This window comes from Proteus sp. NMG38-2 (assembly GCF_020640995.1).
GTDB lineage: Bacteria > Pseudomonadota > Gammaproteobacteria > Enterobacterales > Enterobacteriaceae > Proteus.
Genome location: NZ_CP085481.1, coordinates 3652614 through 3675903 on the forward strand (window position 1 = coordinate 3652614; position 23290 = coordinate 3675903).

Here is a 23290-nt window from a genome sequence, read left to right on the forward strand (position 1 = left end):
TGACTCCTTATCTCATAATAAAACAATCCCTTATTTATCTATATTTTAATACAAAAAAAAGCCCTTATTACTAAGGGCTTTAAATATAAAAAAACAAATAAATTTTAGAAATTAATTTTCAGTGTTGCATTAATACCACTTGAGCTTACATCACTATTATATTGACCTTGGTAAGAAAGCCCGAAAGTTGTTGATTTGCTTAATTGTGCATCAACACCTAGACCAACACCAAACAGATTATCCAGTTTGCCACCACATAAAGTTACATCACCGGAATTAGATAAGAAAAGACGTGATTCAGGGCGGTTATCACCAAATAAATGACTTGCAGAAATATCGCCTTTTAATGCCATATTAACGCTACCAGCCATAAATGGATATCCACCACGTAAACCGATAGTACCTACTTGAATATCTTGTGAATCAGTCTTAGTGATAAATTTCATATTACCGACATTTTCATTGATATCATCAGTTGATACACGTAACCAACTGAATCCTGCATATGGCTCAATAGAGTACTGATTCGTATTAAATTGAGTATAAGCACCTTCTAAGAAAATTTGAGTAATTTTTGCATCATAACTTGTAGAGTTATAACCTGCATTTTGTCCTACCCAGAGTGTTCTTTTAGCATCTCTATCTTGGTTAGTATGTGTAAAACCATAGTTTAACGAAGCCACATCAAATAAATTAGACACACCATAAGCACCAATATGGATATCGTTGCTATCTATTTTGCCGTGTTCATTCCCTTTATATTTGGTTGAACCCGCACCGAAGAAGAGGCCTGCTTTGGTATTTTCGGTCACATCTATTTCTGCGCCTAATAAACCGACATAAAAATCAACATCCATATTACTATGACCATAATCGATGTTGCCCCATTGTCCAATACCCGTCATCCAAATACGTGCATTACTATTATCCAATTTAGCATAACGGCCTTGTCCAATACCCATTGCTTGATCTTTCACTGTGCGTGTTAAACCTAACACATTCACTACACTTGCACTGTTAGCATTAAGGTACATATCACTGCCCAATGATCCATAAGTCTTATTCAGATCTCTTTCATTCATTGGTAATACAGCATTGAATAAATCGCCACGACCTGTGCTATCTAAAGTATTAGCAATAGAACGGCCATTTTCATTATTCGCAAATGTGGCTAAAGAGGTATTTTCTTTCTTACTTAATGTACCTGTAATTGTGTTGTCTTTTACAGAAACATTTTTATCAAATAATGCATAATCACTGTCTGGATTGTTATTCGCTAACATTTTAGTTTTAGTACGATTATCAACTAAATTGTCTGCATTAACGGTACCTATTGTGACGGTATTATTAAGGTAAATATCTTTTAATTGACCTTCACTATCAGCACCAATATCTAAACTTGCCCCTTTATTTAAGGCCATATCTCCGACATTAACATCATGCCCAACGGTAACTAAGTACGTGCCTTTATCGTTGATATTAATATTAGCTTTGTGGCTTTCGTTTGATGCTAGTTGGCCTTGTTGTGTAAAGGTATCGTTATAGCGATCAATAACACTTAATTTACCACCATTAACGTTAACAGCTTCAGTGCCAAACGATTCGGTAAAGCCATATAAAGTACCTTGTTCGACTGTTGTACCGCCACGATAAGTATTATCGCCAGTCATAACCAATGTACCTTCGCCTTTCTTAACTAAAGCCCCATCATACAAACCAGCGTTAATTTTAGCTTGAATAGCATCAGCTCGTTTTTGGTAATACTCTTTACGCCATTTTTCAGCATCTTCTTTGCTAACAATATGGGAAGTTGGATCAGGGTTACCATCGTTGATAACAAAATCAGTACCTAGATTGTAATCACCACCAGCTGCAATGCCTTTATCTGTATATTCCTTCAACCATGCGAGATCTTCTTGTTCACGTAGATCTAACGCAGTTTGTGAAATATCATTTGTCCAAACATCAAGTGGAGTCATGCTTAAGTTATATTCAAATTTACCTAAGAACTGACCCGGACCATACATCCCTTTATCTAAATCCGGCGTACCCCAACCATAACGCACATCAGGCGTTCCTTCAGCCGCAGTCCAGCTATCATATAAAGAGCCATCTGGATTACGGTGATTGGCTGTTGTAAACATCACATCACGTATTTGCATCGCATTCATTGATTGATAGCGTGACATCAATACGCCCATGGCACCTGTAACATGAGGAGCAGCCATTGATGTACCACTAAAGGTATTCCAACCTGCATTTCCCTCTTCATCAACAACTGACGAATAAATGTTGCGACCTGGTGCAACAACCGTCCACCATTTCGCATTGCCCGCTTCATTAAAGATTTTTTCTAATTCATAACCTGATTTGTCCGCATTCTGTTTCAGCCCCGCAACCGCAATCCAATGTTTTTCTGCTTCAGGATTAAAGTAAGGATAAAGAGGACGATAATAAGGCTGAGCAAAGTCACGGTTACCGGTTGTAAATACTTGTACAACGTTAGTGCCTTTTACTGCATCATAAGCCGCATCAACAAAGGAAGGTTTATCGCCATAGACTTTTTTAAAGTAGAAATATTCATATTCAGTTTGTGCAGTGGTATCTACTGGCATATGCACTGTTGTATTACCGCCATCAGGGCCTACCGTTTTATCTGCGTTAATAATACGAGGGTTTGTACCCCAGCTATTATTAATTACCTGAGCCCCTGCATCGACCATGGCTTTCCAGCCAGTGTAGAAATAGGTGTAATCTTGATATGGCCCGTAGTTATTGCTATCTGTTGCGCCTGTATTTCCTAAATAAACATCAGCTCTCCACGCTACCCCATGCATACCATTGCCATCACGGCTTGCGCCTACGGTGCCTGTAACATGTGTTCCGTGTGTATCATTCACTCCTTTGATCCAACCTCCATCAACATCAAAGGCCTGACCTTTTTCATAATGTCCCCCCATTTCCTGAGGGTAACGCATACCCGTTGAACCATATTGGCCTTTGGCTTTCACAGCATGAAACCGAGCATCATTCAATTCTGGATGTGATAATAATGCACCAGAGTCCATTACACCGATTTTGGCACCTTGCCCATGGAAACCAAGTGCATAAGCACTAGAGGCATTCATAGCCGCCAAGCCCCAGTCTTTTTGATATTCTTGGCTTTCCCAACTTTTTGTATCACCTAATTGTCCAGCTTCTGAATATGCAACGGAATATCCAGAAAAAAATAACGCGGATGCAACAAGGGATAGTTGGAATATATTTTTATTTATTCTATTATTTTTATTCATTTTGTGATGGTGACTTAAAGCTATTTCTTTGTTCATTCTGTACCTTCAGTTATATTTAAATTAATAACATTTATTAAGGATCAAAAATAAAAGACGCAAAGATTCTCTTGTTTCTAGAGAAATAATTACTTGAAGGGCATCTCAAAAATATGATTTCATGCCAGAAAAATAGATAGATTGACTATGTAATCACAAATTAACAGATAGATTAAACAGATTTAGATCGCAATACATTATATTACAAAAAGTTAAAACCAACTTTAATCAACATTGTTTCTATTAATATCAATATTTAAATCAATTTAATAAAGAGAGTGTAGATAAAAAAACAATTACTCTAAATTAATTAACAAATTAAAAATGAGAATATTATTCTCTATTTAACTTTAGTCGAAAAAATATAATCTGCATTATTTAGATATAAAAAAAAACAGTATTTTTATTTTAAAAATACTGTTTTTATTTTAATTTAGCACTATGACTAAGCTATTATTCTACAGGCGTGATTTCCATTTGTCCTACCATTCCTTTATCTGCATTTTCTAGTAACTGGCTGTAATACAAGAAAGGAAAGTGGGAATAAGAAGGTTGTTTTAGCTCCACTAATAACTCACTCTGACTTTCTATCCAAACCGTATCTTTCCAACCAAAATCCGCAGGTGAAGGTTTTTGCCCATTATGATTAATGACTTTAAAACGAGCGCCTTCAATATGGAATGATTGAGGCGTTGGTACAGTGACAAGCCAACGTTCCCAGCCATTTTGTTTACCCACCAAATCAATTCTTGAAAGCTCCCAACGAGCATTATTGATACCTGGAGGACTGTTATGAAGTTGAATGGTTCTAGGTTGAATCGAGGTGGTAATTTGAGTGTCATCCAGCGCTAATTGCTGTGGTGCTTTATCAGTAACTAATGACATTAATCCTGTCGGTCTAATCGTCAATATATTGGCATTGCGTAATAAGTCGGAAGGCTCAAAGATACCACGAAGTCTGTCCATAAATCCGGCACTTTGCCCTGCTGTAATGATGACTTCACCACCTTCAGACATATCAACAAGTATTTCACGTCGTTCACCCGGAGCCATTGGAATTGATTTCAACTCTACGGGGGATGTTAATAAACCTTGATCAGAAGCGATAAGATAAAGCGATCGACCATCATTTGCGGTTAATTCATAACGACGAGCATTAGACGCATTGACCAAACGTAAGCGGATCCATCCTCTAGAAACTTCGATATAAGGATCTTCACGCCCATTCACGAGCAACGTATCACCATAAAAACCGTCACTTGCAGCTTCTTTGTCGTATTGCGGTGTGCCAAAATTATCAATTCGTTTATCTTGGATTATCAGCGGAAAATCATTTACACCATACTCTTTGGGTAAAGGTAGGGATCGACTCTCTTCATCTTCCACAATCCACATTCCCACCAGCCCGTTATAAACATGAGGCGCCATTTTAAAGGGAGTATTGGCGTGATACCAACACGTTGCTGCTTTTTGGCGAATGGGTAATACCGGCGACCAATACGCGCCTGGTGACATTAATCTAGCAGCCCCCCCGACTTGTGTACCAGGAACTAATAAACCACTTACGGTCATAGATACAGCTTCACTAAGACGGTTACTATAAATAAGTTTTATATCATCGCCACTTCTAACTTTGATTGTCGGTCCCGGTGTTGAGCCATTGATCCCCCAAACTTCCACTTTTTGCGTACCATTAAATGCCCAATGCACATTTTGCAAAGTCAAAAACAGAGGCTGGCCACGACGAGATTCCAACAATGGCGGTATAGGTAATTGTTTATCATTGACTGATCCAGCACGAACAGAAGAAGATATTGAGCCCAGACATACCGCTAAGCCTGAAGCCTGAATAAACTGGCGACGACTAAATGACATACTTTCTCCGCAACAAAATACAAATATTCCTACCGCATAATCAAAAACATTGGACAGGAAAAAAAGCTGCTGTGATTTAAAGACAAAAGGACTTAAATGAAATTACGGGAGCATAATAGCGCGGATGTGACATAAATCCTAAAAATAGTTGATAACTATACTTTAAATAATTCGAGATGTAGTTAGGGGATAAGTAAGATACATACAAACATATACTTTAAATTATTCAAGATGCAGCTAGACGACAACGCTACAACTTGAAGTATGACGAGTATAAGCCTGAAAATCAGGCTTATGTCTCATATAGATAATGTGTAGACGTTAATTTAATTTGCCAGGAAAATCACGCTTATTCATCTCTTCAACTTCTTTATCTAGCTCTTCAATTTTCTCTTTCATAATTTGGCGGCAATCTTCGGCTAATTCCCGAACTTGATCTTTGGTGTATTTTGAAACATCAATCGGAGGCAACATTTCAACAATCACGTAGCCATTATTCCAGCGATTGATTTTAATTTTACCTTGTGTTGTCGACACGCAAACCGGAATAATAGGTACACCAGCTTGAATTGCAGCATGAAACGCTCCTGTCTTAAACGGTAAGAGTCCACGACCACGACTACGCGTTCCTTCAGGGAACATCCATACTGAAATTTTCTTCGATTTAATTTGATCGGCAACTTGTGAAATTGTGCCATGTGCTTTAGAGCGGTTTGCTCTATCAATCAAAATATTACCCGTGATCCAATATAATTGACCAAAAAAAGGAATAAAGATTAAGCTTTTTTTGCCCACAGTCACTGTATTAGGTTGTACTGCATTCGACATTGTTACCATATCAAAATTATTTTGATGGTTTCCAATATAAATACTTGGGCCATAGCTTTTTGCATCTTTTGGAAAACGTTCAACAAGTTTAATCCCAAAAATACGAGATAACTTGCCAAATGCTCGTCCATAAGTCATTACATGTTTTGGATTTCTTGGTGAAAACATGCAATAAATTATTCCAAACGTCACCACAATAATGGTGTAAAGAATGACAATAATGCCTCGAATAATGGCTAACATAAGTTTTAGCGTCCTAAATAGAAGTGGGTCAATAGACCCACTAAATATCAATTAAGTATTAAGTTTAATTTGTTTCAATATCAATATGATCGATAACTTGAGCACCACGAGGTAATGAAGTTCCTCGGCGTCCACGTTTCGCTTTAAAGCTAACTAGCTCATTCATCGACATTGTCAGTTTACGCTTGCCAAAATGCAGTGTTACTGAAGCATTTTCTGGTAATACACGTAACCAAGCGACATTATCCTCACCACTTGCAGCTTGTGAAGCTGGAATAGAAACCATCTGGTTTCCTTTTCCTTTTACCATCGTTGGCAATTCTGCCGCTTCAAAAATCAGCATTCTACCGCCTTTAGTAATGATCATGATGAGATCAGTTAACTCATTATTCAAACGTTGTGGCGGTAAAGGTAATGCATTTTCAGGTAATGTTAGTAATGATTTTCCTGCTTTATTTTTAGAAGTTAAATCATCAACTTCGCAGATGAAACCATAACCAGCATCAGATGCCATTAAGATCTTATCGGTGCTTTCGCCCATAACAACATGGCGTAACTGGGCACCTTTCTGAATTTTTAATCGTTCAGTCAGCGCATCGCCTTTGCTACGACCAGAAGGCAAGGCATCAACATCAACGGTATAGCTTTGACCTGTGGTATCTATTAAGTGTACAGGCTGATTGCTCATTCCTTCAATAGCAGCGAAATAATCATCACCTGCTTTAAAACCAACAGATTGAGCATCAATATTATGGCCTTTCTGGCAACGAATGAGTCCTTTTTCCGACATAATGACCGTAACAGCTTCAGGATGTAGATGTTTTAATGGAATAGGTTCATCACCTGCATTACCACTAAAATAGCTAATCTCTTCGGCTTTAAGCACTTCGTGCTGACCATCTACAGTAAAGATTAATGCCTCATTTTTAGGGGCAAACAGCATTTGTTCAATGACATCACCTTGCTCTTTACCTAACGCAACTAAGCGAGTTCCACGTCCTTTTTTGTTCATTTCATTCAGTTGTTCTGCTGAAATAGCTAAAATGCGTGTTTTATCCGTGATGATAATAAACCAATACTGATCATTCTTTTTCTGTGGATCAACTAAGAAAGGCTCTAGTAACTCTGTTTCTTCTGAAACTGTCAGTAACCCTTTACCCGTTTTATTTTTTGTTTCCATCTCATCATAAGAGAGAACAGAACCATAACCTTCTTTTGTTGCCAGTAAATATTCTTGCCCAGCACTGCCTGCTAACATGTATTTCACGCTGGCTTCAGGTGGGAAAGTTAATTTTCCTGTTAGTGGTTCCCCCTGACTTCTCCCTGAAGGCATATCATTCGGGCTTAACGTATAGCTTCGACCAGTAGAATCAAGGAACAGAACAGGTTGATTACTCATGCCTCGGACTGCACTGTGATAACTATCCCCGGCACGGTAACTCATACCACTAGGATCAATATCATGTCCTTTTGCATTACGTACCCAACCCATTTCAGACAGCACAATGGTCACAGGCTCTGATGGCAACATATCTTGTTCATTAACCACTTTCGCCTCTTCCTGAGGGCGAATAGGGGAACGTCTGTCATCACCAAATTCTTTCGCGTCTGCTTCAATCTCTTTTTTCAGTAGCGTATTTAAACGGCGTGGTGAACTTAATAATTTTTCAATACTGTCACGTTCTTTTTCAAGCTCATCACTTTCACCTTTTAGTTTCATCTCTTCAAGTTTGGCTAAATGACGTAAACGTAACTCTAAAATAGCTTCAGCTTGAATATCAGATAACTCAAAGCGGCGCATTAATTCTGCTTTTGGCTCATCTTCATGACGAATGATCTCAATCACTTCATCAATATTAAGATAAGCAATTAATAAACCTTTGAGAATTTCTAAGCGACGCAACACTTTTTCTAAGCGATGATTTAGACGATTTGTGACTGTTTGGCGACGATACACCAGCCATTCATTTAAAATCGTCAGTAATCCTTTTACTGCTGGACGGTTATCTAACCCAATCATATTCAGGTTAACGCGATAACTTTTCTCTAAATCGGTATTTACGAACAAGTAGTACATCACTTGCTCTAAATCAACACGATTACTACGAGGAACAATCACAAGTCTGGTTGGATTCTCGTGATCGGATTCATCACGCAAATCTTCAACTAAAGGCAGTTTTTTTGCTCGCATCAAGGCTGCAATTTGCTCAAGTACCTTGGCGCCAGAAACTTGATGAGGTAACGCTGTGATAACGGCGCATCCCTCTTCTTTTTGCCAAACAGCTCGCATTCTGACCGAACCGCGACCCGTTTTATAGATTTTTTTAATATCGTCTTGAGCCGTAATAATTTCAGCTTCAGTTGGATAATCAGGGCCTTGAACATATTGCATCACCTCAGATAATCCCGCATCAGGATTATCTAAAAGCATCACTAAGGCTTGTCCAATTTCACGTGCATTATGCGGTGGAATATCCGTTGCCATCCCAACCGCAATACCTGTTGTGCCATTAAGCACGATATTAGGTAAGCGGGCAGGCAACATTTTCGGCTCTTGCATTGTGCCGTCAAAGTTAGGGATCCAATCTACCGTACCATGTCCTAATTCACTTAATAGAGTTTGTGAATATTTTGAAAGGCGGGATTCGGTATAACGCATTGCAGCGAAAGATTTCGGATCATCCGGCGCCCCCCAGTTACCCTGTCCGTCAATTAACGGATAACGATAAGAGAAAGGCTGAGCCATAAGTACCATGGCTTCATAACATGCACCATCACCATGTGGATGATATTTACCTAGCACGTCACCAACAGTACGGGCTGACTTTTTAAATTTAGCGTTATTACTTAAACCAAGCTCTGACATCGCATAAACGATGCGACGTTGCACAGGTTTTAGCCCATCTCCAATAAAAGGCAATGCACGATCCATAATGACGTACATGGAGTAGTTGAGATAGGCATTTTCTGTAAATAAGTGGAGCGCTTGGCGCTCTACACCATCATGAGTCAATTCACTCATTCAATTTTTTCCTCAGACTCTTGTGGTATCCATTACACTTCGATGTCAACTTCATCGCCTTTCTCTTGTAACCAATTTCGGCGATCTTCAGAGCGTTTCTTCGCTAACAACATATCCATCATGCCTAGGGTTTCTTGATAATTTTCATCATCAATTACCAATTGCACTAAACGGCGCGTATTAGGATCAAGCGTTGTTTCACGTAATTGAATTGGGTTCATCTCACCCAAACCTTTAAAGCGCTGTACGTTGGGCTTTCCTTTTTTACGGCTTAAACGTTGTAAAATGGCATTTTTTTCTGATTCATCAAGGGCATAATGAACTTCTTTACCTAAATCGATACGGTAAAGCGGTGGCATCGCCATATAAACGTGCCCTTGCTTAACAAGCGCAGGGAAATGGCGCACAAATAAAGCACACAGTAAGGTTGCGATATGTAAACCATCTGAGTCCGCATCCGCAAGGATACAAACTTTACCGTAACGTAATTGGCTTAAATCATCATTATCAGGATCCATACCAATCGCTACCGAAATATCATGGACTTCTTGTGACGCTAACACTTCATCTGAAGAGACTTCCCATGTATTTAGAATTTTACCACGTAGTGGCATAATCGCTTGATACTCACGATCACGCGCTTGTTTCGCTGAGCCTCCTGCAGAGTCTCCTTCAACTAAAAACAGTTCGGTATACCGTAAATCTTGAGAAGTACAATCAGCCAATTTACCCGGCAATGCTGGCCCTGAAGTGAGTTTCTTTCTCACCACTTTTTTGGCAGCACGCATACGACGTTGAGCGCTACTAATTGCCATTTCAGCAAGTAATTCACCGACTTGAACATTCTGATTTAGCCATAAGCTAAAAGCATTTTTTACAGCATTTGCAACAAATGCACTGGTTTGTCTTGAGGAGAGTCGCTCTTTAGTTTGCCCTGCAAATTGAGGATCTTGCATTTTCACTGATAATACATAAGCACAACGCTCCCATGTATCATCGGCAGTTAGTTTAAGACCTCTTGGTAGTAAATTACGGAATTCACAAAATTCACGCATTGCATCTAACACACCTTGGCGTAAACCATTTACGTGTGTACCACCTTGAACTGTCGGAATTAAGTTAACATAGCTTTCAGTGAGTAGATCGCCACCTTCAGGCAGCCATAACATAGACCATTCAACCGCTTCGTTATCCCCTTCAAATTTTCCAGTAAAAGGCTCTTCAGGAAGGCGAATAAATTCAGCGACAGCTTCACTTAAATAATCGGTTAAGCCGTCAGCGTAGCACCAGTTTTCTTGTGTGTTATTCACTTTATCAACAAAAGAGACATTAACACCGGGACACAATACGGCTTTGGCTTTTAATACGTGAGATAAGCTTTTGGCGGAAAAGCGAGGAACATCAAAATAAGAGCCATCAGGCCAAAAATGCACACTTGTTCCAGTATCTCGCTTTGCACAAGTTCCAATTTCGTGTAACTCTTCGACTTTGTCGCCATTTTCAAAAGCAATTTGATAAATCTTACCATCACGACGAACGGTCACTTCAATACGCTTAGAAAGTGCGTTAACAACCGAGATCCCTACACCATGTAGCCCACCGGAAAATTGATAGTTTTTATTAGAGAATTTTCCTCCGGCGTGGAGGTGAGCAAGAATTAACTCGATAGCAGAGACCTTAAGTTCAGGATGAATATCGACAGGCATTCCTCGCCCATTGTCGATAACTTCGATAGATTGGTCTTCATATAAAATGACATCGACCTTCGATGCGTGTCCCGCAAGCGCCTCGTCCACGCTATTATCTATCACTTCCTGTGCCAAATGGTTCGGTCTAGTCGTATCAGTGTACATGCCAGGACGGCGACGTACTGGTTCTAGACCATTAAGAACCTCAATATCCTTTGCGTTATAACTTGATTGAGTCATTGTTTTAATCTGCGGTTCGCTGTTAGAAAATACTGTTTATAATAACAGGTGTTTGCGGCAATATGATATTAATTTTCGGGTAGATACATCAACCTACGTTTTACAGGTTAATTAACCGAAAGGCTAAATTATCTTTAAAAATTGAATAATTTTCGGAAAAAAACGTTCAAAACCCACAAATGCGTGATTTCCATCCGATTCTACGGTTTGCCTACACGCGCCAAGATATGAGACAGCTTGACGATAATCAAGTATTTCATCTCCGGTTTGTTGAAGCAACCAAATAAGTTCGGGTGATGTAATTACGGGAATACGTAAGGCAAGTAACTCATCCATATGATGAGGTTCTAATTTATACTTTTGATGTGTATAGGGATTTTCGTTTTCACCCAAGAAATTTTGTAAGAGATCAAAAGGACGAATAGCGGGATTAACAACAACAGCAGGTAAATTAAAACGCTGAGATAACCAGATCGATAAATAGCCCCCTAATGATGAGCCAATTAATCCAAGCTTATCATTTGCACTTTCTTTGACTATTGTTTCAATTAATTGAGCCGCTTCTTTAGGATAAGGTGGCAATTGAGGCACTATTAATTCAATTTCAGGATGCGTTGCTTCTAACCATTGCCGAAAAGCTTGGGCTTTAGCGGATTTTGGTGAGCTATTAAAGCCATGTAAGTAAAGAATACGAGACATGACTTAATAGCCATCCGCATCAAGATCAGGACAGAATTCAGTGCCTGATAAACGATATACCTGTGTTTCAACTTTACCTTTTTCATCCGATGAAAGAGACATTTCTAAATAGCGCCAACCTGGAGAAACCGTATCCAAGGTAAAATTTGTGCAATGAGGGCGAAATTGAATACAAGTCGAAGGCGTTGCCAACATACGAATACCATTCCACATTTCATCCATTTCTTGATGAATATGACCACAAAGCATCATTTTCACCTGAGTATGGCCTTTTAAGCGCTCAGATAATTCTTGAGAGTTTCTTAAACTATGTTGATCTAACCATGTACATCCAGAAGGCATAGGATGATGATGTAACAAAATGATCGTATCCCTGTGTTTTTGGCTTTCAAGGCAACGTGTTAGCCAATCTAGCTGACAATCTGATAACTCACCATGAGGAACGCCTTGAATTTGGCTATCTAATAACAGCATTTGCCAACTATCACCAATCAACACTTGTTTTGCCGACAAAATACCTGCCTGATTTAAAGCATCAATCATGGCAGGTTGATAGTCATGATTACCTGGCAACCAAACACAAGGTGGTGTTAGTGTTGCAATACCATCAGCGAAATGCTGATAAGCTTCAAAGGTTTGATCTTGAACTAAATCACCTGTCGCAACAATCAAGTCCACCTCAAGCCCCTGCTCTCTAATTGCATTTAATACCGCATGGTAGCTACGATAGGTATTAATGCCCAGTAGAGTATCCTCCACATTAGCGAAGAGGTGGGTGTCTGTGATCTGTAATATTCTTACGGTGTTTTTGTGTTTCACCGATAATTCAAGCTGGCTTTCCAAAAGGTTTCCTTGTTTCACTCTCATTAGCCGTTATGTTAACGTATTTTCGTAGTAAAGATCTGCCAACCAATACACATTTCAAAAGATTAGTGAGAAATATTCTCGCTTTCAGTCACGTTTTTTTCACTTCATTTTACAATTTAATTCATTTGATATCGTATACTTAGAGATAGTTACTCTACTTGATAATATCGTTAAAAACACCCTTTAACCGTTTATTAATGCATTAAATTACTGACCAACGCTCTCTTAGTGCAATATGATGAAGTTGTAACCATTGCAGAGCAATAACAGATGCTGCATTATCAATAACGCCTTCTTCAACCCAACGATAGGCTTGTTCTCGGCTCACTACATGAACACGAATATCTTCGTTCTCACACGCTAACCCATGAATACCTTTTGCCGTTGTTGCATCAACTTCGCCAACATAGACATGCATTCTTTCACTGGTGCCACCAGGACTAGAAAGATAACTAATAATTGGCTCACATCGCCCAACAATAACGCCCGCTTCTTCTTGGGCTTCGCGCCTAACAACGTCTTCTGGGCTTTCCCCTTGTTCAACCATACCGGCAATCACTTCTAGCAACCAAGGTGTCTCACTGGTTTCATACGCAGGAATACGAATTTGCTCAATTAATACGACTTCATCACGTTTAGGATCATAAGCTAACAAAACCCCCGCATTGCCTCGCTCAAAGACTTCACGTTTAACTTCTTCACTCCATCCACCTTCAAAAAGGCGATGTTTAAAGCGGTACTCAGTCATACGGAAAAAGCCTTTATATAAATCTCTTTGAGAGAGCAATTTCACGTCTTCACGACCGTATAAAAATGGTATATTTTCCCTTTTCTTCATACAATGTTCCTTAAGTTACATTTAAGAGTCTTTTTATTGCTTACGTTTAATACAGATTTAAAGAAATTTGCCAACAATTCATGTAAAGTTAATCTAAAATAAAAGGATATGGCACAAATGGCCACCCCTACTTAGGGAAACAATCTGCTAGAATTATCCCCAATCAAGATTAACAGAGGCAACTCAGCGAAACTGTTGCAACAAGGAATTAAAATGAAAAAACTGCTCTCTCTTTTGGTCACGATGAGTTTGGCAGGATTCAGCACTGCAAGCCAGGCTGAGGATCTGCTTCAAGTTTATCAAAAAGCAAAGGACAGTAACCCTGAGTTACGCAAGTCATTAGCTGAAAGAAATCAAGCTTTTGAAAAAATTAATGAAGCTCGTGGATCATTATTACCACAATTAGGATTAGGCGCATCCGCAGATTATAAAAGCGGCTACCGTGACGCAAGAGATACCGAATCCAATTCTATTGGTGCAAGTTTAACGCTAACTCAAAGTGTGTTTAACATGGCGTTATGGCGCCAATTAAACATTCAAGAAAAAACAGCGGGCATGAGTGATGTCACTTACCAAACAAGTCAGCAAAAGCTGATTTTAGACACTGCTACCGCTTACTTTGATGTTTTACGTGCTATTGATTCATTATCATTTATTGAAGCGCAAAAAGAACAAGTTTACCGCCAGTTAGATCAAACAACTCAACGTTTTAACGTAGGTTTAGTCGCAATTACTGACGTACAAAATGCGCGTGCTAATTATGATAGCGTACTGGCACAAGAAGTGGCGGGTCGAAATCAATTAGATAACGCATTAGAGAAACTGCGCCAAGTTAGTGGTATCTATTATATTAATCTAGCATCACTGAACATCAGCCGTTTTTCAACAACTTCACCAGATTCTATTGAGAAACTGTTAAAAGATGCCGAAGAACGTAACTTAAGTTTATTGAGCGCACGTTTAGGTCAAGATTTAGCTCGCGAAAATATTCGTTTAGCGCAATCAGGTCACTTACCAACTGTAGACTTAAATGCATCAACTGGCGTATCAAATAGCCATAATCATGGTAGTGCATTACCACCAGCAGATGTTAGTAGCCGTAATAGTTACAGTGGTCAAAATAGCATTGGTTTGTCTGTTAGCATCCCTCTGTATACTGGTGGCAGAACAAGCTCACAAGTTGAACAAGCACAATATGGCTTTACAAGTGCAAGCGAACAATTAGAGTCGGTTTATCGCTCTATTGTCCAAATCGCGCGCTCTTCTTATAACAATATTTCTGCATCAATCAGTAGCATCAAAGCGTATCAACAAGTTGTTGTTTCTGCACAAAGTTCATTAGATGCAACTGAAGCGGGTTATCAAGTGGGTACTCGTACTATTGTTGATGTGTTGAATGCCACAACAACGCTTTATGATGCAAAACAGAAATTATCTAACGCACGTTATGACTATTTAATTAACCAATTAAATATTGAATACGCGCGTGGCACATTAAACGAGAATGACTTAATTCAGCTTAATAATGCACTAGGAGAAGAAGTTTCAACTTCACCAGATAACATTATTCGCCCGTTAACAAGCCCTGCTCTTAACGTTGCGCCTTGATCGTAAATTAAGAATTTAGTCACTTATAAAAAGCCGCTTTCAGCGATAAACTGATAAGCGGTTTTTTTTATGCTTTCTCTTCACATAAGATATTGTGTTATGAATTAAATTAAGATCTCAACAATATCTATATTCTTGTATTAACAAATACCTTAATTACAATTAGGTTAAAAAGAGAGGATTTACCTAATTTCATTACCCTTAACCTTATAAAGATCACAAATTTCTGGTTATCCCTGATGATTAGGCGTTTCTTATTTATTTTCTAGACTATTTAACCTATCCTAGCTTTTATTTTGAACGTTTTACCTTTTATGGATCTTATCAATATGCCAATGAAACGTACCAAATCGATTAATCGTGATGCTTTCCGTAAAGCATTTCGTCCTTATCGTCTGGCGCCTGTTGCAATCGCCATCACTGCTGTATTCGCGCTTTCAGGATGTGAAGAGAGCGACGAGACAGTTTCACTGTATATGAACGCACAAGAATGTGCTCAAGCGAATCCGTCACAAGCGGCACAGTGTGAAGACTCTTATCGCACTGCATTGCAAGAAGCGCAGCGTACAGCACCTAAATACGCCACATTAGAAGACTGCGTAGCTGAATTCGGTGATGCTCAATGTACTCAAACTGCGTCTATTGATGGACAGCCTGTTAGTACTGAAAATGCCAATAATTTAAACCCAGACAGCTCACAAATGGCACAAGCTAACTCAGGTGGTAGCTTCTTTATGCCATTAATGGCGGGCTATATGATGGGTCGTCTTATGGGTGGTGGCGCACCAGCACAACCACTGTTTAGCTCGCGTAATCCAACAAGCCCTGCAAACGGTAAATTTGTGGATGCAACAGGCCGTAACTATGGTCCTGCGGTTGGTGGTCGTCAAATGAACGTACCAAAAACAGCAATGACGCCAAAACCATCAACAACCTCAACGGTAACTCGAGGTGGCTTCGGTAATACAGTATCAAGACAAGCTGCGGCTCAGCGTACCAGTGCAACGAATAATAACCGTAGCTCAACCGGTTCATCTTCTTACCGTTCAGGTGGCTAATTAACACCATGAAACGCGAAAATATTATTGAACGCCCGGATTGGCGAGAAAAAGCAACGGAATTTGGCTTTAACTTTCATACCATGTATGGCGAGCCTTATTGGTCTGAAGATGCTTATTATCAATTCTCAATGGATGAAGTTGAAACTCTAGAAGAAACCACGGAAGAGCTTCATCAGATGTGCTTACAAGTCGCGGATAAAGTGGCGAACAGTGAAGAGTTGCTAACTCGTTTTCAAATCCCGCGTCACTGCTGGGATTTTGTGCGTGACTCTTGGAAATCATCGCAACCTTCACTCTATTCACGTCTTGATTTAGCCTATGACGGTAAAAGCCCAGCAAAACTGTTAGAAAATAATGCAGATACTCCAACCTCACTGTATGAATCTGCTTTTTTTCAATGGATCTGGCTTGAAGATCAAGTTAAGGCTGGCCGTTTACCGCAAAATGCAGATCAATTTAACAGTATTCAAGAAAAGTTAATTGATCGCTTTGCTGAGCTTCGTGATCAATACGGAATGCGTTATCTGCATATGTCTTGCTGCCAAGACACTGAAGAAGATCGCGGTACAGTTCAATATTTACAAGATTGTGCCGAAGAAGCCCAAGTAACAACTGATTTTGTCTTTATTGAAGATCTGGGTCTAGGCGAACGTGGTGAGTTAACTGATCTGCAAGATCAGATAATCAGCAATATGTTTAAGCTTTACCCTTGGGAATTTATGTTCCGTGAAGACTTCTCAACTAAACTGGCTGATGCTGGTATTCGTTGGTTAGAACCTTCTTGGAAGAGCATTATCTCAAATAAAGCATTATTACCAATGCTTTGGGAGATGTTCCCTAATCACCCAAATCTGCTACCAGCTTATTTTTATGATGGTAAAGCGCCTGATTCATTATCACGTTATGTTATCAAGCCACTGTTTTCACGCGAAGGTGCAAATATTCGTATTGTTGAAAACGGCAAGGATATTGCTGTCGCAGATGGCCCTTACGGTGAAGAAGGTTTTATTGTCCAAGATTTTCATCCGTTGCCGAAGTTTGGTGATAGCTATACCTTAATTGGCAGCTGGCTGGTTAATGATCAATCTGCGGGTATATGCATCAGAGAAGATAGAGAGCTTATCACACAAGATCTCTCACGCTTCTATCCGCATATTATTTTAGATTGATAGAAATCTTAAAATTATATTGAGCACCTTATTGCTTGTTAGCGGTAAGGTGTTTTTTTATTCAAAATAGCTTTCTATTTTGATGATTTCAATATAAGACTATATTCCAGAAATGATCATATCCATAGCAGACACTATTGCTGTATGGATCTCAGGCCTAACACACACAATATAAACAAAATGTTAAGTATATTAATTATATCTATATAGAAAATTAGAAAGGTCAATAACGAGGGAAATATAATGAGTCGATACATTATATTTAATATAAAAAAAGCCAAATTCCATAAAATGAATTTGGCCTTTTATTTATATCAATAGGTTTTATTGGATGGTTTTATCCAATTTGAAACGTCATCATACTTAGTGATTTATTCACAATATCATTATTCAGCACTGTTGCCTTTTCACCCGCTTGTTTTAAACCTAATAGATACAAAACAGGCAAAAAATGATCGGGAGTGGGATGTGACAATCTCCCTTCTTCTGTTGATAAAATCGTAAATAACGCTTCTGGTACCTTATCGCTTTGTAAACTATTTTCGACTGTCTCATTAAAAGCCAATGCCCAAGGATAAGGTGTCGCATCGCTATTTTGCCAGTCCATCATTCTTAAATTATGAACGATATTACCGCTACCAATAATTAAGACGCCTTCTTTACGTAATTCAACCAGCTTTTGCCCCAATCCATAATGCCATTGCGCTGATTGGTGTGCATCAATACTTAATTGAACAACAGGAATATTCGCGTTGGGATACATTTTTTCGAGTATCCCCCAACTTCCATGATCTAATCCCCATTGATCCATATCGAGTTTTAATTTAATCGGATCAATAAGATCTTCAATCAGCGCAGCTAAACCTATCGAACCTCGTGCTGGATATTCTATTGCATATAATTCTGCAGGAAATCCATAAAAATCATGAATTGTCTTTGGCTGCGACATTGCCGTTACATAAGTTCCATCGGTATACCAATGGGCAGAAATCACTAAAATCGCTTTAGGTTGAGGAAGTGTTTCCCCTAATTTTGACCAGAGGCGAGTATATGTATTGTCTTCTAATACATTCATTGGGCTACCATGCCCAATAAACAGCGCTGGCATCATTTTTGTGTCCATAATCACCTCTTATGGCTTGTGATCTTATGGCGTTAGCATAGCGCCTTCTTACTTGAAATATAGTCAAAGAAGTATGAAATAGTTATTCAAAAAATATGAAAAAAGCCACCTAAGTTTCCTTAAGTGGCTTGAATAAGTGTGTGTGTTTTCAGTGTCGGTTATAACATGTTAATTTCAGCCAGCTTTTTTCTCCTCACGAAGACGATAAGCCACTAAATCTTCAATAGTTAACACAGGCATATTATGCTTTTTAGCAAAAGTAATCACTTCAGGTGCTCTTGCCATTGTGCCATCGTCATTGGTTAATTCGCATAACACTGCAACTGGTTTAAAACCAGCTAATGTTGCTAAATCAATTGACGCTTCTGTGTGTCCTCCACGAGTCAATACACCACCAGGTTGGCCTCGTAATGGGAATACATGGCCTGGACGATTTAAATCACTTGGTTTTGCATTGTCAGCAGCAGCTGCACGTACTGTGGTTAAACGATCAGATGCTGAAACACCTGTTGTTACACCTTGTGCCGCTTCAATCGTTACTGTAAATGCTGTATGGAAATGACTAGTGTTATTTTCCACCATCATAGGCAAATCAAGTTGCTGGCGGCGTTCTTCTGTAATGCATAAACACACAATGCCACTACCATGACGAATAGACATCGCCATTTGTTCTGTGGTCATCGTTTCTGCTGCGAAAATCATATCGCCTTCATTTTCGCGGTTCTCGTCGTCGAGCACCATCACGCCTTTACCAGCACGAAGGGCTTCAAGAGCAAGTTCAACACGCTCAAATGGATTACCGAATTCGGAAAGTAGCGTCTGATTCATGGTAAAAAAACCTCAATAATTAATGAAAGTTACCAGAACCAGGGCAGTCTTAGGAGTGGATCTCTGCTTAATAAAAAACATAAGCAGAAACAACAGGAATGGATACAATGATCCTACTGATGCTATTTTATTCTCTCCCATCCAGACTTTAACTGTCGGCTCCAGAATCACACTGGATCTGCTGACCTTTGCATTACAATGGCAACACAAAGCGCTCGCGGGCTTTACTTGGATCTTCAAGTATCTACCGCCGGTGGGGACTTTCACCCCGCCCTGAGATTAACGAAGAAACTATACGCTTTAAAATTATAAGAGGCAATCATCAATCCGTGACAATACTTGTTTAATCACATAATCACTTTATGACATACGGTTATTTAACGATTTATAATAAAAAAGTAACAATAATCCTGATATCTAGTTTTATTCCCTCAGCCCTCATATTACACTTAGCCTCAGCTTTCTATTTTATTTGTGAGGACTTCCCATGTTGGACCCGAAAAAACTTGAACAAGTCGCGCGCCAAATCCAAAACGTTCTGCCACAAGGCATCAAAGATTTTGGTGATGATATTGATAAAAAAATCCGCACTGTTCTGCAATCTCAATTAAACAAGTTGGATTTAGTTAATCGCGAAGAGTTTGATGTACAGACTCAAGTCTTATTACGCACTCGTGAAAAACTAACACGCTTAGAACACCGTTTAAATGAGCTAGAAGCTGGTCTAATTGCAAAACCTCAAGCTGAAGTTATCCAAGCTGAAGACGTTGAAATTACAGTAGAAACTCAAGCAGAAAATAAAGCTTAATCTATTTACTTTATTAGTTATTCTCTTTATTAATAAAGCAAAAACCCTGTATCTTACCCAGACACAGGGTTATTTTTTATGTGCTCTATAAATCAATTACTCACTATTTTAGCTCTGGCCAATAGTCTTTATTCGCTTCAATTAAATCATCTAAAATTGCTTTTGCGACGGTCGCACTTGGCACAGTTTTAGACATCGTTATGGCTTGCCACAGTTTCAAATAGGATTTTTCAATCCAGGCTTCTACCACTAATTTTTCAACGGCAACCTGCTGACTCATCATCCCTTTTTGAAATAATGGAATTTTGCCCATGACTAAAGGCTCTGGTCCATGACTTCCGACAATACAGGGGATCTCCACCATTGCTTCAGGATCAAAATTAATAATTGATCCGTTGTTAGGAACGATCAGCAACATTCTTTCTTGGGTATTAAACGCGATAGCCGTTGCAAGATCGACAATGTAAGAAGCATGTTCATCTATTTCAAGATGACCTGCTGATGATTTACCCGCGGCTGTAATGGCTCGACAAGCGCTGAAAACGTTCTTTTCTCTGTGCTCCATCACTTCATTAGCACGCGTATGATGAGGATCAGAATGTGCAACAACATAATCAGGGAACAAATAATACTTCAAATAAGTATTTGGCATAGTTGCTGGATCTAACGCCCAAACATCTTTTGCCTTACCAAAGGTATCGTTCCAACTTGCTTCAACTGGCTCTCCTGCTACTTTAGGAATATACCCATGCTCAGCAACATGTTTACGAATAATAGGCAGTAAATCATTACCTTGTAAATCTTCAACTTGCGTCCACCAGCCAAAGTGATTTAAGCCGTAATAGCGGACACGCATCTCCTTACGTGATTTTAATCCTGCAATTTGCGCCATACGTGACTCAATACCAATTGGCATATCACAAATATTTAAGATTTTTGCATTCGGCTTTAAGCGGCGAGTAGCTTCGGCGACAATGGCTGCTGGGTTAGAATAATTTAACATCCATGCATTAGGTGAATATTTTTCCATATATTCAACCAATTCTAATACGCCCCCAATAGAACGCATACCATAAGCAATACCACCAGGCCCACAGGTTTCTTGCCCTAATACGCCGTGGCGTAAAGGAATTTTTTCATCTTTTTCACGCATTGGATATTTACCAACACGAATATGAGCCATAACAAAATCAACATCCGTGAAGGCCGTTTTAGGATCTGTGGTATAGCAAAATTCAATTTCAGGTGCTTTTTCAGTAAGAATTATTTCACAAGCTTTAGCAATGGTTTCTTGCCTCTCGGCATCATTGTCATAAAATTTGATGGCTCTTAATGGAAAACGTTTTAAATTTTCCAGTAGCATCAAAATAATACCGGGTGTAAATGTACTACCGCCACCTGCAATTACGACTGAGAACTTCTTCATTATATAGCCTCCGACAAGGTGATTTTTTGTGGATCTTCTTTCATAAGTTGTTCAATTTTGTCTCTCACTTGAGAAACGTGTAGCCCGATAATGATTTGCAATGCATGGCCTTTACGCACTACACCATGTACACCGAGCTCTTTAAAATAGGCATCTGTTTCAACTACTTCGTTATCAATCACTTCAATACGTAAACGTGTTGCGCAGTTATTTAAAGATTTGATATTTGCCCCTCCTCCTAAGCCTTCAAGAATGCCTTTAGGAAGTGCGAGTTTGCGATCTTCTTTTGCTATTTTTGAACTATCCGAAACCTGTGATTTTTTATTTTTATAATCTTGTTTGCTATAGAGCTTGATCTCTTCATCATCTTCTTCACGGCCTGGTGTTTTTAAATTAAGTTTGATAATTAATGTTCTAAACACCACAAACCAAATCATTGTAAAAATCAGACCTATAACTATTTGCGTAATAATCATCCCGTAATGGTTATGAAACATTGGGATCCAATTCATAGGTAGGAAATTATCGATGATCCCTCCGCCCATATTTCCGACAACTCCAAAGTGATAAAGCGTTGTCGCTAATGTGGCGGCTAACACGGCATGAATGGCAAACAATAGCGGAGAGATAAATAAGAATGTGAACTCTAAAGGTTCTGTTATTCCCACAAATACAGCGGTCAATGCAGAGGGTATAAGTAAACCTGCAATTTTGGCTCTATTTTTAGGTGCAGCAGTAAAATAGAGAGCAAGTGCTATACCAATAGAACCAAAGACTTTGCTATTACCATGTAGTGCAAAGCCACCTTCTGGAAATAACGTTTTTAAAGATTCAGTGCTTTGACTGAAATATTGCATATTTTGGGCCCAATCAACTTGAATTCCATGTTCAGTGACTGCTGGGCCAAAAATAAATGGGCCATAAATAAAGTGATGTAAGCCAGTAGGAATTAAAATACGTTCAAGAAAGGTATATATCCAAACACCTAAAGAGCCAGATTCAACCATAAATACTTGCAAAGATTGAATACCAATTTGCACTTTTGGCCAGAAAAATAATGTTATCCACGCTAACGGTAACATAACAAAGAAACTAATTAATACAACATACGAAGTTCCTTGAAATATACCTAAAAAGACAGGGAGCTGTTTATCAAAATAACGATTATGAATACCTGTAACTATACCCGCAATAATAATCGCCCCAATAATACTGGTATCTAATGTTTTAATTCCAGCTATCATTGTTAAGCCACTATTCCCGCCAATTTCATTTGTAAAATCTACGCCGAAATAACTTCCCCAAACTATTCCCATTGCATTAATAAAATAATTCCAAGTGAGAAAACTCACCATTACAGCAAGGCAAGCTCTTGCTTGTGCAGTTTTAGCTAAACCGATTGGTAAGCCAATTGCAAAAATAAGAGGCATATTACGAAAAACAGTCCATCCCCCCTCTTCAATAATATGAACAATTTGGGCAAATAAACTATCGGGTCTTAATAAATCTTCACTAATAAATAATGGATTCTGTAATAAAATGGCAATGCCTACAACAATACCTGCAAATGGAAATAGTAGGACAGGAGTAAACATGGCTCCACCAAATCGTTGTATTTGACTGAGCATAAAAATATCC

At 38.9% G+C, this 23290-nt stretch carries 16 protein-coding genes, 1 pseudogene and 1 riboswitch; of the genes and pseudogenes, 4 read left to right on the forward strand and 13 right to left on the reverse strand.

Annotated features, from left to right (window positions below; all coding sequences use genetic code 11):
• Positions 1 to 104 precede the first annotated feature (104 nt).
• The 9 genes and pseudogenes from pta to nudF all read right to left on the reverse strand — a co-directional run bounded on the left by pta (position 105) and on the right by nudF (position 13629).
• Complete coding sequence (gene pta, locus LG402_RS17310) at positions 105 to 3329, reverse strand: autotransporter Pta (protein ID WP_227336027.1); 3225 nt, start codon at positions 3327 to 3329, stop codon at positions 105 to 107.
• 453 nt (positions 3330 to 3782) lie between these two features.
• Entirely contained in the window at positions 3783 to 5204 is a 1422-nt protein-coding gene (gene ftsP, locus LG402_RS17315) for a cell division protein FtsP (RefSeq protein ID WP_227336028.1), read from the reverse strand.
• A 321-nt stretch (positions 5205 to 5525) separates the two neighbouring features.
• A complete protein-coding gene (locus LG402_RS17320; protein ID WP_166539574.1) occupies positions 5526 to 6275 on the reverse strand; it encodes a 1-acylglycerol-3-phosphate O-acyltransferase in 750 nt (249 codons plus the stop codon).
• A gap of 64 nt (positions 6276 to 6339) precedes the next feature.
• Positions 6340 to 7065, reverse strand: coding sequence for a DNA gyrase C-terminal beta-propeller domain-containing protein (locus tag LG402_RS22410; RefSeq protein ID WP_413685693.1), 726 nt, complete (start codon positions 7063 to 7065; stop codon positions 6340 to 6342).
• 51 nt (positions 7066 to 7116) lie between these two features.
• Positions 7117 to 9297 (reverse strand): annotated as a pseudogene (gene parC, locus LG402_RS17330) (DNA topoisomerase IV subunit A); the annotation flags it as partial.
• Between the two features lie 32 nt (positions 9298 to 9329).
• Positions 9330 to 11225: a DNA topoisomerase IV subunit B gene (gene parE / locus LG402_RS17335; RefSeq protein WP_166539576.1), complete on the reverse strand. Its 1896-nt coding sequence runs from the start codon at positions 11223 to 11225 to the stop codon at positions 9330 to 9332.
• A 123-nt stretch (positions 11226 to 11348) separates the two neighbouring features.
• Positions 11349 to 11924, reverse strand: coding sequence for an esterase YqiA (yqiA, locus tag LG402_RS17340; RefSeq protein ID WP_109409112.1), 576 nt, complete (start codon positions 11922 to 11924; stop codon positions 11349 to 11351).
• A gap of 3 nt (positions 11925 to 11927) precedes the next feature.
• Positions 11928 to 12767 (reverse strand): 3',5'-cyclic-AMP phosphodiesterase, encoded by an 840-nt coding sequence (cpdA, locus tag LG402_RS17345; RefSeq protein ID WP_166539577.1) that lies wholly within the window; start codon positions 12765 to 12767, stop codon positions 11928 to 11930.
• A 226-nt stretch (positions 12768 to 12993) separates the two neighbouring features.
• Entirely contained in the window at positions 12994 to 13629 is a 636-nt protein-coding gene (nudF, locus tag LG402_RS17350) for an ADP-ribose diphosphatase (RefSeq protein WP_166539578.1), read from the reverse strand.
• A gap of 213 nt (positions 13630 to 13842) precedes the next feature.
• On the opposite strand from nudF, the gene tolC reads away from it, so the two are divergent.
• The 3 genes from tolC (at position 13843) to LG402_RS17365 (ending at position 17467) form a co-directional block, all read left to right on the forward strand.
• Positions 13843 to 15237, forward strand: coding sequence for an outer membrane channel protein TolC (gene tolC, locus LG402_RS17355; RefSeq protein WP_166539579.1), 1395 nt, complete (start codon positions 13843 to 13845; stop codon positions 15235 to 15237).
• Between the two features lie 329 nt (positions 15238 to 15566).
• Positions 15567 to 16295 (forward strand): DUF1190 family protein, encoded by a 729-nt coding sequence (locus tag LG402_RS17360; RefSeq protein WP_109409115.1) that lies wholly within the window; start codon positions 15567 to 15569, stop codon positions 16293 to 16295.
• Positions 16296 to 16303: 8 nt separating this feature from the next.
• Positions 16304 to 17467, forward strand: a complete 1164-nt coding sequence (locus LG402_RS17365; RefSeq protein WP_227336029.1) for a glutathionylspermidine synthase family protein — start codon at positions 16304 to 16306, stop codon at positions 17465 to 17467.
• 337 nt (positions 17468 to 17804) lie between these two features.
• Here the strand turns inward: LG402_RS17365 and ygiD are convergent, their stop codons facing one another.
• Both ygiD and ribB read right to left on the reverse strand, forming a co-directional pair.
• Positions 17805 to 18590 carry a 4,5-DOPA dioxygenase extradiol gene (gene ygiD, locus LG402_RS17370; protein WP_227336030.1) on the reverse strand — a complete coding sequence of 262 codons (786 nt, stop codon included), beginning with the start codon at positions 18588 to 18590 and terminating at the stop codon, positions 17805 to 17807.
• Positions 18591 to 18764: 174 nt separating this feature from the next.
• Positions 18765 to 19418 carry a 3,4-dihydroxy-2-butanone-4-phosphate synthase gene (gene ribB / locus LG402_RS17375; RefSeq protein ID WP_166539582.1) on the reverse strand — a complete coding sequence of 218 codons (654 nt, stop codon included), beginning with the start codon at positions 19416 to 19418 and terminating at the stop codon, positions 18765 to 18767.
• Positions 19419 to 19543: 125 nt separating this feature from the next.
• Positions 19544 to 19703: riboswitch (FMN riboswitch) on the reverse strand.
• A gap of 202 nt (positions 19704 to 19905) precedes the next feature.
• Here ribB and ubiK point away from each other — a divergent pair.
• Positions 19906 to 20226, forward strand: coding sequence for a ubiquinone biosynthesis accessory factor UbiK (gene ubiK / locus LG402_RS17380; RefSeq protein WP_227336031.1), 321 nt, complete (start codon positions 19906 to 19908; stop codon positions 20224 to 20226).
• Between the two features lie 103 nt (positions 20227 to 20329).
• Here ubiK and LG402_RS17385 read toward each other — a convergent pair whose 3' ends face one another.
• Both LG402_RS17385 and LG402_RS17390 read right to left on the reverse strand, forming a co-directional pair.
• Complete coding sequence (locus tag LG402_RS17385; RefSeq protein WP_109409118.1) at positions 20330 to 21652, reverse strand: 6-phospho-alpha-glucosidase; 1323 nt, start codon at positions 21650 to 21652, stop codon at positions 20330 to 20332.
• Positions 21652 to 23280 (reverse strand): alpha-glucoside-specific PTS transporter subunit IIBC, encoded by a 1629-nt coding sequence (locus tag LG402_RS17390; protein WP_227336032.1) that lies wholly within the window; start codon positions 23278 to 23280, stop codon positions 21652 to 21654. The genes LG402_RS17385 and LG402_RS17390 overlap by 1 nt, the downstream gene beginning before the upstream one ends.
• Positions 23281 to 23290: the final 10 nt, after the last annotated feature.